Source organism: Pseudoalteromonas shioyasakiensis (genome assembly GCF_024518675.1).
GTDB classification, from domain to species: domain Bacteria; phylum Pseudomonadota; class Gammaproteobacteria; order Enterobacterales; family Alteromonadaceae; genus Pseudoalteromonas; species Pseudoalteromonas shioyasakiensis_B.
In genome coordinates this window covers 1,086,089-1,099,348 of the sequence record NZ_JANIGL010000001.1, presented here as the reverse complement: position 1 = coordinate 1,099,348, position 13,260 = coordinate 1,086,089, and the positions used below count along the sequence as shown (strand labels likewise).

General features: G+C 39.9%; 11 protein-coding genes. 7 read left to right on the top strand and 4 right to left on the bottom strand.

Translation table 11 applies throughout. The annotated features are described in order from the left end of the window. Window positions 1-14: 14 nt before the first annotated feature. The 3 genes from NQT69_RS04810 to NQT69_RS04800 form a co-directional block, all read right to left on the bottom strand. Complete coding sequence (locus tag NQT69_RS04810) at window positions 15-875, bottom strand: carboxylate/amino acid/amine transporter (RefSeq protein ID WP_256826540.1); 861 nt, start codon at window positions 873-875, stop codon at window positions 15-17. Between the two features lie 86 nt (window positions 876-961). After that, window positions 962-3,094, bottom strand: coding sequence for a M3 family metallopeptidase (locus NQT69_RS04805; RefSeq protein ID WP_256826539.1), 2,133 nt, complete (start codon window positions 3,092-3,094; stop codon window positions 962-964). A gap of 258 nt (window positions 3,095-3,352) precedes the next feature. Further along, window positions 3,353-3,562, bottom strand: coding sequence for a hypothetical protein (locus NQT69_RS04800; protein WP_256826538.1), 210 nt, complete (start codon window positions 3,560-3,562; stop codon window positions 3,353-3,355). 177 nt (window positions 3,563-3,739) lie between these two features. On the opposite strand from NQT69_RS04800, the gene NQT69_RS04795 reads away from it, so the two are divergent. After that, window positions 3,740-4,612 (top strand): mechanosensitive ion channel family protein, encoded by an 873-nt coding sequence (locus tag NQT69_RS04795; protein ID WP_256826537.1) that lies wholly within the window; start codon window positions 3,740-3,742, stop codon window positions 4,610-4,612. A 74-nt stretch (window positions 4,613-4,686) separates the two neighbouring features. Here NQT69_RS04795 and NQT69_RS04790 read toward each other — a convergent pair whose 3' ends face one another. Beyond that, window positions 4,687-5,235: an HdeD family acid-resistance protein gene (locus NQT69_RS04790; RefSeq protein WP_256826536.1), complete on the bottom strand. Its 549-nt coding sequence runs from the start codon at window positions 5,233-5,235 to the stop codon at window positions 4,687-4,689. Window positions 5,236-5,426: 191 nt separating this feature from the next. Here NQT69_RS04790 and NQT69_RS04785 point away from each other — a divergent pair, with 191 nt between their 5' ends. The 6 genes from NQT69_RS04785 (at window position 5,427) to yegD (ending at window position 13,259) form a co-directional block, all read left to right on the top strand. Continuing rightward, the gene (locus NQT69_RS04785) at window positions 5,427-7,130 is read left to right on the top strand and encodes a mechanosensitive ion channel family protein (RefSeq protein WP_256826535.1); all 1,704 of its coding nucleotides are present in this window, start codon (window positions 5,427-5,429) and stop codon (window positions 7,128-7,130) included. A gap of 379 nt (window positions 7,131-7,509) precedes the next feature. Beyond that, window positions 7,510-9,804 carry a TonB-dependent receptor gene (locus NQT69_RS04780; RefSeq protein WP_256826534.1) on the top strand — a complete coding sequence of 765 codons (2,295 nt, stop codon included), beginning with the start codon at window positions 7,510-7,512 and terminating at the stop codon, window positions 9,802-9,804. Window positions 9,805-9,910: 106 nt separating this feature from the next. After that, window positions 9,911-10,210 (top strand): hypothetical protein, encoded by a 300-nt coding sequence (locus NQT69_RS04775; protein ID WP_087532051.1) that lies wholly within the window; start codon window positions 9,911-9,913, stop codon window positions 10,208-10,210. Between the two features lie 62 nt (window positions 10,211-10,272). After that, on the top strand, window positions 10,273-10,929 hold the full coding sequence (locus tag NQT69_RS04770; RefSeq protein WP_256826741.1) for an HAD family hydrolase: 657 nt from the start codon (window positions 10,273-10,275) through the stop codon (window positions 10,927-10,929). Between the two features lie 30 nt (window positions 10,930-10,959). Continuing rightward, complete coding sequence (locus tag NQT69_RS04765) at window positions 10,960-11,826, top strand: DNA ligase (RefSeq protein ID WP_256826533.1); 867 nt, start codon at window positions 10,960-10,962, stop codon at window positions 11,824-11,826. A 65-nt stretch (window positions 11,827-11,891) separates the two neighbouring features. After that, window positions 11,892-13,259, top strand: coding sequence for a molecular chaperone (yegD, locus tag NQT69_RS04760; RefSeq protein ID WP_256826532.1), 1,368 nt, complete (start codon window positions 11,892-11,894; stop codon window positions 13,257-13,259). The last annotated feature ends 1 nt before the right edge of the window (window position 13,260 follow it).

Genomic DNA, 13,260 nt, shown 5'->3' with positions numbered 1-13,260 from the left:
TCATTAATGACAGTTTAGGCTTTATTTATGGCATTTCTATTAAGATATTGATTTAACAGTAGTGCTGACACAATAATGGCGCCGCCAACACTGAGTTTTATAAGATCGGCTTCGCGATTCCAAATAACTACATTGACTAAAATGCCCGCGGGGATCAGTAAATTGTTCATGACTGCTAGAGCGCCGACATTGACCAGAGTTGCCCCCTTATTCCATGCAAAATAGCCAAAGCCAGAGGCTACTGTCCCTAAGTAAATAAGAATCCCCCATTGAGAGCTGGTAGTGGGAAGCTTATTGGTATCGCCAAATAAAGCAAAGCATACAGTTGCAACAATCAGTGCGCCGACGAAAAACCAACCAAATACAGTGCGTTGTGGTAGCTCACTGCCAGTCATTAAGCGTTTGTAGGTCACTTGCCCAGTGGCAAAGCAAACATTTGCAGCTTGAACTAACAATAGCCCTGTAACAAAATTCGCATCAACCCCTTGATAGCGAATAGCAACAGCACCGATGATAGCCAATAGTGCGACAAGTAAATATTGAGGGTTAAAGCGGCGTTCGATTACATCATTTAATAGTGCAATATATAAAGGTGTCATCACGGTGAATAACAGAACTTCAGGCACACTAAGGTATAAAAAAGAGTGGTAATAAAAACTATACATGGCTCCGAGCTGTATCGCACCAATGAGCATGAGTTTAGCTATGATAGCCTTTGGTATAGTGCTGAGGTTCAAAAATGGTAAAAACACTAAGGTTGCCAAGGCGACACGTATAAGCACGCTAAACCAAGCGTCAACTTGACCTGCTAAATACACGCCAATTAAACTAAACGAAAAAGCCCAAAGTAGGGTAGTTACAAAAAGGTAGCCCATGGTTTTACATCAGTAATTTTAAAGCCTTACTATATCAAAAAGCCCGCAACAGTGTGCGGGCTTTTACGATTAGTTCAGTTTAACGCTTACTCAACTAAACCACGGCGCTTCAGTAATGCGTCTGTAGTTGGCTTTTGACCACGGAACTCAATGTAGCTCTGCATTAAGTCGCGGCTGTTACCTTTTGATAAAATTTCTTTACGGAAATTATCACCATTTTCACGAGTAAGACCGCCTTGCTCTGTCATGTGAGCGAATGCGTCAGCTGCAAACACTTCAGTCCAAAGGTAAGCGTAGTAACCCGCTGAGTAGCCACCAGCAAAAGTATGGCTAAAATAGCAAGATTTATAACGCGGTGGTACTGGGTAGTAAGCTATACCGTGTTTTTCTAGTGCTTCGTGTTCAAACTTTTGCACGTCAGTGATTTCTGTGTCAGAACCAAAAGAATGCCATTCCATATCAAGCAGAGCAGCGGCTAAGTATTCAGTGGTGCCAAAACCTTGATTGAAGTTTTGTGACTCTAGTACTTTATCAAGTAGCTCTTTTGGAATTGGCTCGCCCGTTTTGTAGTGTTTAGCATAGTTAGCAAGCACTGTTGGTTCAATGTTCCAATCTTCGTGAGCCTGTGAAGGAAACTCAACGAAGTCACGCGCCGTTGCAGTACCTGCAAGGCTTGGGTATTTAACATCAGAGAATAAACCATGCGCCGCATGACCAAATTCATGGAACATGGTGGTTACTTCAGAGAAGGTCATTAATGTTGGCTGACCTTCAGCTGGTTTTGGGATGTTCTGCGCGTTGTAAATAACAGGTTTTGTGCCCTTTAAGCCACTTTGGCCAACGTATGAGCTCATCCAAGCGCCGCCTCGTTTACCTTCACGTGCGTATGGGTCCATATAGAATAAGCCAATTGCACTGCCATCTTCATTGAATACTTCAAATGCCATGACATCTTCGTGGTAAAGCGGTAAATCCTTACGTTCTTTAAACGTAATACCGTATAGTTTTTCCATTGCGAAGAACATACCGTCATGGATCACCGACTGCATTTCAAAGTATGGCTTAACTAGCGCAGGATCTAAGTCATATTTAGCTTGGCGTACTTTTTCAGCGTAGAACGCCCAATCCCAAGGTTGTACCGCAAATGTTTCGCCTGATGCATCAATTACTTTTTGAATCTCAGCGGCTTCTGCTTTGGCTTTATTTACTGCTTTAGGTGCTAGATCATCTAAAATACCGTAGACATTGTCAGTGGTTTTAGCCATGCGCGTGGTCATAACATATGATGCCCAGTCTTTGTATCCAAGCAATTCTGCTTTTTGCGCACGTAAGTTGGTTTCTTTAATGATAATAGGACCATTCGTAGCTTGTGCACGAGTGGCTGATGCTTTGAAAATACGCTCACGTAGTTTGCGGTTTTCCAGGCTGCTTAAAATCGGCTGTTGTGTGGTGTTCACTAGGGTGATCATGTAGCCTTCTTTACCCGCTTTTTTAGCGGCAGCGGCTAGGCTTTCAATTTCTCCATCAGAGAGGCCTGCAAGTTCACTTTTATCGTTTACTAAAATCACGTCTTCTTTAAATGATTTTAAAATGTTTTGTGAAAATTCAGTTGATAACTTAGCAAGTTCAGCATTGATTTCACGCATTTTGGTCTTTTGCGCTTCGTTCAATTTTGCACCAGCATTGACGAATTTAGTGTAGTAATACTCAACCAAGCGTTGGTCTTCTGCATTCAGGTTTGCTTTATTGTTATAAATACTTTGCACACGCGAGAACAATGCATTATTTAAGTAGATATCATCAGAATGAGCAGATAGCACCGGTGCCATTTTGGCGGCAATACGTTGGTATTCAGAATCTGAAATTAAGCCTGATAAGTTATAAAAAGCGGTAGATACACGGTCAAGCAGTTCACCAGATAGTTCGAGTTCTACAAGGGTGTTTTTAAATGTTGCCGGTTCTGGGTTGTTAGCAATAGCAGCTATTTGCGCTTTTTGCTGTGCAATACCAGCGTCAAATACAGGCTCATAATCCTTAGTACCAAACTTATCGAACTCAGGCGCCATATATTGTAGTGGGCTTGGCTTCATCAAAACGTTATCAACATTCATTGTTTGGACTTGAGTTGCTTGTTCAGCTGAGTCTTCAGCTTGTTGTGTACTACAAGCTGAAAGTAATAAAGCGCTGGCGATAGTGCTAGCGATGAGAGATTTGCGCATAAGAGCTCCAATAAAAAAATTAGCCTTTTAAATACAAATAAGGCATTAGCGTCTTAACTTAGCAAATTTTGGATTATATACAATAAAGTTTATCGGTTTAATGGGGGGATTGAGCGCAAAATAGAAACTTTACAGATAAACTATCGGTATTTTTAAAAATAGTAGCTTAAATATATTGGCTATACAAAAGCTACTGATGGGTTGTTGTCATATTACTTAATGGGTAATGTGTGAAATGATTAATCATGCCAAGCAAAATTAGTTATAGCCAAGTACAAACTTTTTTTCGCTACCAAAACCTTCCGGTTGCGTGTGACCAAACTCTTTATTAATAGAGTTAAGAGTTTGCTCTTGCTCAGCAAGTACGCATAAAATTTTATTACGGTAATCTAAGCTAGATTCGAATAGCGCTAGATCAACCAGTGGCTGTAAGCTGGCTAATTTTTGGTTTAAGGTTAGTTGTGACATCGCGTTCTCCTCGTGCTGTATTGACCTTACATTATAGGTATAGCAGCGGTTGTAAAGAATTGTTAATATTTTGTTCATAAAGAGCATAATGGACGTAGTAATTTTGCTCTTTAGGGGTATTATGACGTAATAAACTTACTAACCCCTGAATAGTTAACCTTTTCTCTGCGGATGCTTATGAATCTAGAACACATTTCCCACACTTTGTCTTATGTACTATTCACCTATGGTGATATTAGTATAACCGTTGCGAAAGTTATCCAAGTACCACTTATCTTGTTTGCCATGTGGTTTGTTGTTACGCGTACAGGACGTTTAATTAAAAAAACGCTGCTTGCTCGTAAAATGAACCCAGATGCAGTGCTACTGTTTACGCGAATTTATTTAGTATTGAGTATCGCTATACTCATTTTTACCACTTTAGAAGTGCTTAGTATCCCGTTAACTGCATTTGCCTTTGTTTCAGGTGCGATTGCAATTGGGGTTGGGTTTGGTGCTCAAAATATTATTAATAACTTTATCAGCGGTTGGATTTTAATGTGGGAGCGCCCAATTAGAATTGGTGATTTTTTAGAAGTTGGGGAAGCGAAAGGCGTGGTTGAAACAATTAATACACGTTCCACCCGCATACGTCGTAATGATGGCGTGCACATGCTAGTTCCAAATAGTCAGCTATTAGAAAACACGGTTACTAATTGGACATTGATCGATCGCAACGCGCGTTCATCTGTAAGCGTTGGCGTTGCTTATGGCTCTGATGTTTTACTTGTTGAAAAGTTGATAAAGCAAGTACTCAGTGAACATTCGGCTATATTACCTATGCCAGCCTCATCAGTCTTGTTTGACGATTTTGCTGAAAGCTCACTGGTTTTTAATGCTATTTTTTGGATTTGTGCAGAATCGGAAACTATGCTCAGGCAGGTACGCAGCGATATTCGTTTCAGTATTTACAAGGTGTTTGCTGAAAATAACGTGGTAATCTCATTTCCGCAGCGCGATATCCATATCGATGGTGAAATTGCTTTATCGCGTAAGGCTAACAAACGCTAAATTGATTTTGCATAGTAAGGTGTTATTGAAGGTGAATAAATGCCTTGGCACAGTGATGCTCCAAGGCTTTGTTTTTATTGTGAAGTACTAAGCTTTTTAAGTTTTAAAGAAAAACCAACGATTAAGGTACCAAAAATAACGGCGTAGGTTGCAACTAACCAGAGTAGGGTATGAATACCTGCGCTTGGATTAAATACAAGATAAAGACCAAAAACTACCGATAATAAGCCGGTAATAATTAATACCCACTCACCTGATATTTCAGCTCTTAGCTTTAATGCTACGAATATTTCTACAGCCCCGATAGCGATAGCCCAAGCAGCAACATAATAAAGTAACAAAATTGTAGTTACATTAGGAGCGAGTAATGTAACTAACCCGGCAACGATAGATAATACACCGCCAATTAGTAACCATCGCCAATAAGGATTATGTTGTTTGGAGTTCCATGCAACCCAAGTACGCAAAATACCGTCAAATAAAAAGTATCCAGCGAAAAACAATAGCATGATACTCAATGAGGCTTGCGGAGCAAGCCAGGTTAATATGCCTAATATGATGGCGATTAGTCCGCGTATAAAGAGCACAGACCAATTTTTTGCAAGTGTTGTAGTGAGATTCATCTTATTCCTTAATGATATAGCATTTTTGCTTACTCTATACACGTTAGCGGGTGTCGCTATTTAGGTCAAATTTCATCCCTTTAATGTTTGCATTAAATTAATTAGTAATATGAAGACTAAAAACTTTTAAATAGTGGTTAACACTTTTATAGTTAATAGTAGGCTAATATTTAAATACCAAGGAAGCTACAATGGCTAGGCATAAGTTAACGATATTCAAACTCATTGGTTTGTCTATGTTGTTCTGTTTTAGTTTACATATCAGTGCAGAGCCAGAAGTGACTGTAAAGTCATTGATGGATAAAGATAGTAAAGTTGATGCTCAAGACGAGCCCTCTAGCAAAGGTGAAGAGGAGGTTAAACAGGTAATAAAAGCGGCTGCAGTTAGTTCTGTAGTTAAAGAAAAAGGAGAAGAGCTTGATATCGATTCTTTACCTTATGATGAGTTTCACCGAATTACACCCAGTTCATCCATGCAGGCTTACCTTAAAGCTGCACGCAATCGAGATTTTAATTTAGCGACTCATTATCTTGATTATCGAAATTTACCTCCTGAAGTTAAAGTGATTGCGCCTGAGCTTTTAGCTGAACAACTCTCTTTAGTCTTTGATCGCACAGTATGGATTGACGTAGATACGCTTAGTAAAAAACCTGAAGGGAAAAAAAATGAATCGGTGCCAAGTTATCGAGATTTAGTCGCAGAAATAACCACCTCCCGCGGACCTGTGCAGATTCTTTTGCAACGTGTACCAAGTGAAGACGGTGACAATAAAGTATGGAAAATATCTAATGCAACGGTCAGTAAAATTCCATTTTTAATTGATGAGTTTGGCTACAATCTAGTCGGAGAATGGTTGTATAATCATTTACCTAAAGCTGAGTTCCTTGGTGTGATGTTATGGCAATGGGTTTATTTTGCAGGCTCATTTTTAGGCTTTATTGTATTTTCAGTTTTAGTCACTCGTATATTTGCTGCGATTTTACATCGTTTAAAAGTTAATACTCCTCAAGATGTACTGGCATTTATAAAAGGACCGATTTGCTTGTTACTAGCCGTGCTGCTGTCACGTTCATTACATGATGTTTCCAATGTTACCATTGCGGTGGTTGCCATCGCTCAGGGTGGCACAGTATTGTTAATCGCGTGGACTTGGGTGTTTTTACGCAGTATTGATATAGTAAAACACCGTTTAGCCGAGCGTTTTATTGCTCAAGATAAACCACAAGCGGTGTTTTTATTACGCCCTGCAAGTAATGTAACGAAAATGCTCATTGTGGTAATAGCGGCTTTACTGTGGTTTGAAAACCTCGGTTTCAGTGCAACCACTTTGCTGGCTGGACTTGGGATTGGTGGTTTAGCGATTGCTTTGGCTGCACAGAAAACGGTAGAAAATATTATTGGCGCCATTACTTTATATATCTCAGCCCCTGTGCGTATAGGTAGTTTATGTAAGTTTGGTGCTCAAGTAGGCACTATTGAAGAAATAGGTCTAAGAGCAACGCGTATTCGCACCCTTGATCGTTCGGTGATTTACGTAGCAAATGCAAAATTTGTTGATATGCAGCTGGAAAATATTTCTGAACGCGAGAGAATCTCTTATCGGCCTAACTTAATGTTAAGTGCGAAAACCAAACAAGTCGATTTACAGGCTTTTATGGTAGCCCTAAAGCAACTATTAGATGAGCATGACACAGTAGCGGATGACCCTTGTCGGGTTAAATTTAAAGGGTTCACACCTTGGGCATTACAAATTGATGTACTAAGCTATGTTAATACCGTGGATTTTGCTGTTTATATGGAAGTTATCGAAGAGCTAAATATGGCAATTCTTGGTTTACTTAATGAGCATAATTGTGAGCTGGCGAATCCTGAATTTGCCAGAGTGGGTGGATAAATAACACATGTTTATGTACAGCCCCATTAAACGATAATCACTATCGTTTAATGGGGTTTGCTACAATTTTGCAATTGCTTGATACAGGACATATGTCCGCTTTTTGTGAAAATAATTGCATAAAATCACCTAAGTTCGCCTATCGTGTCGTTAATTGTTGTAAAAAGTTTGTTTAAATGTACATATTTATGCAGTAATAATGTCATGAAGTGTTATAATCTTCATCGTTCGTTCAGCCTCACTACTTCGTTTTGCACTCTCGACAGTGAGGTCCGCGCAGCTTAATATAAGGCGCGAAAAATTGGCCGAGCCCGCTAAGTGAACTAGCGCAACACATACACCGTTGAACAAGAGTGCACACAAAAGGCTAAACCCCAACATGAAAGCAATGAAAAGATCTACGTTAGCAACCCTTATTAATGCAACGTTGTTCTCTGCAGTAGCAGGTACTTCATTTTCTAGCGCAGCAGAAGACGCCCCCGCTGCAGAAAAAAGCAATCAATTAGAAGTTATTCAAGTAACAGCACGTAAACGTGTAGAGAATGCACAGGAAGTTCCTGTCGCAGTTTCTGCGTTGCAAGGTGATAAGCTAGATGCTTATAGCTCAGCAGGTATGGACATTCGTTTTATGAATGCCAAAATCCCGAGCTTATCTATTGAGTCTTCATACGGACGTACTTTCCCACGCTTTTATGTTCGTGGCTTAGGTAACACCGACTTTGATTTGAATGCATCGCAGCCAGTGTCATTAGTTGTCGATGATGTGGTACAAGAAAGTGCTATTTTAAAAGGTTTTCCTGTCTTTGACGTAGAGCGTGTTGAAGTTTTACGTGGACCACAAGGTACATTGTTTGGACGTAATACTCCTGCAGGTCTTGTTAAATTTGATTCTGTAAAACCAAGCCAAGAATTTGATGGTTTTAGCTCTGTATCTTACGGTACAAATAATTCAATTGATTTCAGAGGCGCCGTTGGCGGTGGATTAACTGAAAATTTATCTGCACGCGTATCTGTATTGTGGCAAGGTAAAGATGATTATATTGATAACCGTGCGCCAGGCTTTGAACAAGATGACATCTTGGGTGGTTATACTGATCGCGCTGCGCGAATTCAGTTTTTATATGAAAAAGATGATTTTTCAGCTTTATTAAACTATCACGTACGTAACATGGAAGGCACACCAATTCCATTTTACGCCAATGCAATTCAAGCCGGTTCAAATGAATTAGTTGATGGCTTTGATGCAGATGTTGTTTATCATGATGCCGCAGCACGTGAATTCCAAGTGGTAGATTCTCAAGGAGCAAGTTTAAAGCTTGAATATGATTTTGCTAATCATACATTAACCTCAATCACTGGTTGGGAAAGCGCAGAAGTAAACTCTCGTGGTGATATCGATGGGGGGTATGGCGCCGCATTTTTAGGTGATTACCAAGGCCCAGGTGTTATCCCATTCCCATCAGAAAGTGAAAGTGGCTTACCTGATCACAATCAGTATACACAAGAATTACGCTTATCAAGCAATTTCGCTGGTGACTTTAATTACCAAACAGGCCTATTTTATTTTGATGAATCAGTAACTATTGAAAACTTTGGTTATGATACTTTGGCTGGTGGATCACTGAATGGTTATGTAAATCAACAACAAGATACCAAAGCTTGGGCTGTATTTGGATCTGTTGATTATACGGTTAGTGACGATTTAAAATTAACAGCTGGCCTTCGTTATTCTGACGATGATAAAGACTTTGTTGCTGTTCGTAAGTTTGTTCCAGCTGATTTAAGTGAATGTAACTTTGATTTAATGCAATGCGAAACAGATATAATCCGTACTGAAGATGCGAGTGATGATCATATTAGTTGGGATTTATCTGCGTCATATAAACTGACGGATGATATGAACCTTTACGGTCGTATTGCTAATACCTTCCGCGCACCAAGTATCCAGGGGCGTATTACTTTCTCTGACGAGCTGACTAAAGCCGATTCAGAAACAGTAACGTCATACGAAACAGGAATTAAATCAGACGTACTAGATGGTCGTGGTCGCGTTAATGCAACTATCTTCTATTACACAATGAACGATCAACAATTAACAGCTGTTGGCGGTACTGCCAATACAACTCGTTTATTAAACGCTGACAAGACCACTGGTTATGGTTTTGAGTTAGATACTGAGTGGGTATTAACTGATGAGCTAAATGCGACATTCAATTTGAGCTACAATAATACAGAGCTTAAAGATGACACTATTGCGATTGCAGTGCCAAACCGCTCTACTTTAACGATTACAGATCCTATGGTTGATGGCAACGCAATCATTGATGGTAATAGTCTACCGCATGCGCCTGAGTGGATCTCAAACTTAACATTACGCTATAGCAAAGAGTTAGGTGATGGTGAGTTCTTTACTTATGCTGATGTTTCATATCGTAGTGAAATTAATTACTTCCTATATGAGTCAGTAGAATTTGAAGGAAAAGCACTTACTGAGGTAGGTCTACGTAGTGGTTATGCTTGGGCTGATGGTGATTACGAATACCAAGTAGCTGTTTTTGCTCGCAACCTATTTGATAAACAGCAATCAATCGGTGCTATCGACTTCAATAATAACACTGCCATGGTTAATGAAGGCCGTTTTGTTGGCGCAGAGTTTAAAGTTAACTTCTTTTAAGGTTAACTAAATACACATAAAACCCGCTTTTTAAGCGGGTTTTTTCGTTTATATTACTGGCTGTTACTGCTAAAGTAGCACTAATTATATTTTAAAGAGAAAAGTCATGGCTGGATTTTGGAACTACCGCGTAATTTTTTGTGAAGCAACCAAAGATGAAGCGGCGCAATATCAAATTCATGAAGTTGAATATAACCTAAATGGTAAAGTAACAAACTGGTCTGAAACAGGAGCAGCACCGTTTGGTAACACGGTCGAAGAACTACAAGCAGACAGTGATCGTCTTAAAACGGCATTTGATAAGCCAGTATTAAAAGTGGTTCGTAAAGAGCGAGGTTATGAACTTGTTGACGTTGAAACAGGTGAAGAGGCCTTTGCCGAGCCACCTGCTGGTTTAACACAATAATGTAAATGAAAAGGTGCCAAGTGCGCCTTTTTTTAACGCTGATTTGGGCAAAAGGAATGACGATGACTTTACAGGCAATACTATTTGATATGGATGGCACCTTGGTTGATTCCGAAAGTGTGCACTTTAATTGCTGGAATGACATTTTAGCCGAGTATGGTATACGCTATGAAGAAGATGAATTTTGTCAGCGTTTTTCAGGTAAAGCAACTGTAGAAGCGGCAAAAGAAGTTGTTAGTCATTACAATTTAGCAATTTCACCGCAAGCACTAGCACAACGCAAGTATGACTACTTTAGTGAATTTGTCACAACTCACTTGCCACCACTCATGCCATTTGCAAAAGAAACCTTACTCGCGGTGAAACAAAGTGGTCTAAAGATGGCGTTAGTGACAGGCAGTGCACGAGATGAAGCCTTACCTATCCTTAAAGGGTATGGTTTTTATGAACTGTTTGATTGCGTGGTCACCAAAGATGATGTGGTGAACCCAAAGCCTGCGGGCGATCCGTATTTATTAGCACTGCAAACACTTGCAATTAACCCTGTAAATGCCGTCGCGGTTGAAGACACAAATACTGGCGTAACCGCAGCTTTTAATGCAAATCTTGCTGTAATTGCAGTGCCTAACAAACATACCTTAAATCATGATCTCAGCAAAGCAACGACACAGCTTGTTAATTTGCAGGAGTTTTTGCAATGGGTACAAAATAAACTATAGTTTGAGTATCTATTTTGTAAGGATACGACAATGAAAAAAGGACTCTATACTTTATTATATTTTTGGCTAATTTCACTAAACTTACCTTGTTTAGCCCAAAGCGCTGATAAGGCAGGTGCTACACCACACGTACAACTTGCAAAAGTGTATGATAAAAGCAAAACAGTTGATGTGTCTGAGTACTTAGTCAGTGAAAAGTTTGATGGTGTCAGGGCTATTTGGACTGGTGCTGAGTTTGTTACCCGCAATGGTAACCAGATTAATACACCGACTTGGTTTAGCCGTGTTTTGCCAAATGTGTGGCTTGATGGGGAGCTTTGGACAAAGCATAATGATTTTGCTGCATTAAGTGGTATTGTTCGCACAGCCATACCAGTAGACAGTGATTGGCAGAAGGTTACTTTTCGTATATTTGATATGCCCGATCAAATAAACCCTTTCAGCATTCGTTATAAAAACTATCAACAGTTGGTTCAAGTCATTAATAAACCACATATCATTGCTGTAGAACAGCATCAGTTTTTCTCAAATGAAGCACTTAGCGCTTTTTTTGATCGGATCATAAAACAGGATGGTGAAGGGGTTATGCTGCATCTTGCAAGCGCCAAGCATCAAAATGGACGCTCATCAGCCTTGTTAAAATTAAAGCCCTATTTTGATGATGAAGCTATCGTGCTTGAATATCTACCTGGGAAGGGAAAGTACCAAGGTATGCTTGGCGCTTTACGGGTAAAAAATGACACCGGCATTGAGTTTAATATCGGCACTGGTTTTAGTGACTTACAAAGGCAAAATCCACCCGCAATCGGCGCGAAGATCACTTACCGTTACCATGGCTATACAAAAAATGGATTACCTCGATTTGCGAGCTTTTTACGTGAACGCCCACAGCAATAATATTTTATAAAATCTATTAAGTGTGCTAAATTGCGCGGCCTTTTTGTTGTCAGTGTGGTGAAGCAATGGTAGTAGGTTTTGATTATGGTAGTTCTAATTGTGCAATGGGTGTTATCGGCGAAAACAACCTTGTTGAACTTGTGCCATTAGAGCAAGGTAAGCACTACTTGCCATCGACTCTTTACACTCACCATAGCGCGTTAGTCGTTGATTTTGTTGCTAAGCATCTCACTGGCACGTCGTTTGAGCAAGACTATAAAAGCCAACGGCAAGCCTTACTTAATACATTGCCACGAATAAAATCAGACCTTGATTTAGCCGCTGATGAACAAAGTATATTTATTGGCCGTGAAGCTATTAACGAATATGTACAATTTCCTGAAGAAGGGTACTTTGTTAAATCACCGAAATCTTTTTTTGGTGCTACAGGTTTAAAGCAAGGGCAAATCAACTTTTTTGAAGACATTGCAACGGCAATGATTTTAAAAATAAAGCAACGAGCTGAAGTGTCACTGCAACAATCTTTAACCCATACAGTGATTGGCCGTCCTGTTAACTTTCAAGCTGTGGGTGGCGAAGAGTCAAATCAGCAAGCTCTTGGTATCTTAGAGCGCGCCGCTAAACGTGCAGGTTTTAAAGACGTTGCATTTTTATATGAGCCTCTGGCGGCAGGTATTGATTACGAAAGTAATTTAACTCAAAACCAAAAAGTACTCGTGGTCGATATTGGCGGTGGCACGAGTGACTGCTCATTTGTGCAAATGGGGCCAAGTTTTCGAGGTAATAGTGAACGCGATCATGATTTTTTAGCCCATAGTGGTAAACGTATTGGCGGAAACGACCTTGATATTGCTTTGAGCTACCATGGATTAATGCCTTTACTAGGTTTAGGCAGCACCTTTAAATCAGGCTTAACTTTACCAAATCAGGCATTTTGGCAGGCGTGTAAAATCAATGATGTAAATTTACAGAGTCAGTTTTATGCTCAAGCCCATACTCGTGAGTTAATGACTCAACTGCGTGAAGTGAGTGAACCTGAGCTTTTCCAACGTTTAATTGATTTACAGCAGAATAAACAAGGGCATCAATTAGTGCAACAAGGGGAAGCCGCCAAAATTGCTTTATCGTCACAACAAAGTTTTAATTGTGACTTGGGCTTTTTAACTAATGATTTATCAAAATTATTGGATTTAGACGACTTAGCGTTAGCCGTTGATGACTCTATAAGCCAAATAGTCACCTTGGCTAAGCAAGCGATAAAAGAGGCAGGTGTGACGCCTGATGTTATTTATTTAACAGGAGGTAGTGCGCAATCACCGTTGATAAAAGCGGCACTTAAGCAACACCTTGGTGATATTAAAATGGTCAACGGCGATCACTTTGGTAGTGTTACCGCCGGTTTGACCAAGTGGGCACAGATGCTTTATAAGTAAC

What these genes read in the sequence shown, in the direction of transcription:
- NQT69_RS04810 (WP_256826540.1), bottom strand. Translation starts at nt 875, where the DNA reads ATGGGCTACCTTTTTGTAACTACCCTACTTTGGGCTTTTTCGTTTAGT.
- NQT69_RS04805 (WP_256826539.1), bottom strand. Translation starts at nt 3,094, where the DNA reads ATGCGCAAATCTCTCATCGCTAGCACTATCGCCAGCGCTTTATTACTT.
- NQT69_RS04800 (WP_256826538.1), bottom strand. Translation starts at nt 3,562, where the DNA reads ATGTCACAACTAACCTTAAACCAAAAATTAGCCAGCTTACAGCCACTG.
- NQT69_RS04795 (WP_256826537.1), top strand. Translation starts at nt 3,740, where the DNA reads ATGAATCTAGAACACATTTCCCACACTTTGTCTTATGTACTATTCACC.
- NQT69_RS04790 (WP_256826536.1), bottom strand. Translation starts at nt 5,235, where the DNA reads ATGAATCTCACTACAACACTTGCAAAAAATTGGTCTGTGCTCTTTATA.
- NQT69_RS04785 (WP_256826535.1), top strand. Translation starts at nt 5,427, where the DNA reads ATGGCTAGGCATAAGTTAACGATATTCAAACTCATTGGTTTGTCTATG.
- NQT69_RS04780 (WP_256826534.1), top strand. Translation starts at nt 7,510, where the DNA reads ATGAAAGCAATGAAAAGATCTACGTTAGCAACCCTTATTAATGCAACG.
- NQT69_RS04775 (WP_087532051.1), top strand. Translation starts at nt 9,911, where the DNA reads ATGGCTGGATTTTGGAACTACCGCGTAATTTTTTGTGAAGCAACCAAA.
- NQT69_RS04770 (WP_256826741.1), top strand. Translation starts at nt 10,273, where the DNA reads ATGACTTTACAGGCAATACTATTTGATATGGATGGCACCTTGGTTGAT.
- NQT69_RS04765 (WP_256826533.1), top strand. Translation starts at nt 10,960, where the DNA reads ATGAAAAAAGGACTCTATACTTTATTATATTTTTGGCTAATTTCACTA.
- yegD (WP_256826532.1), top strand. Translation starts at nt 11,892, where the DNA reads ATGGTAGTAGGTTTTGATTATGGTAGTTCTAATTGTGCAATGGGTGTT.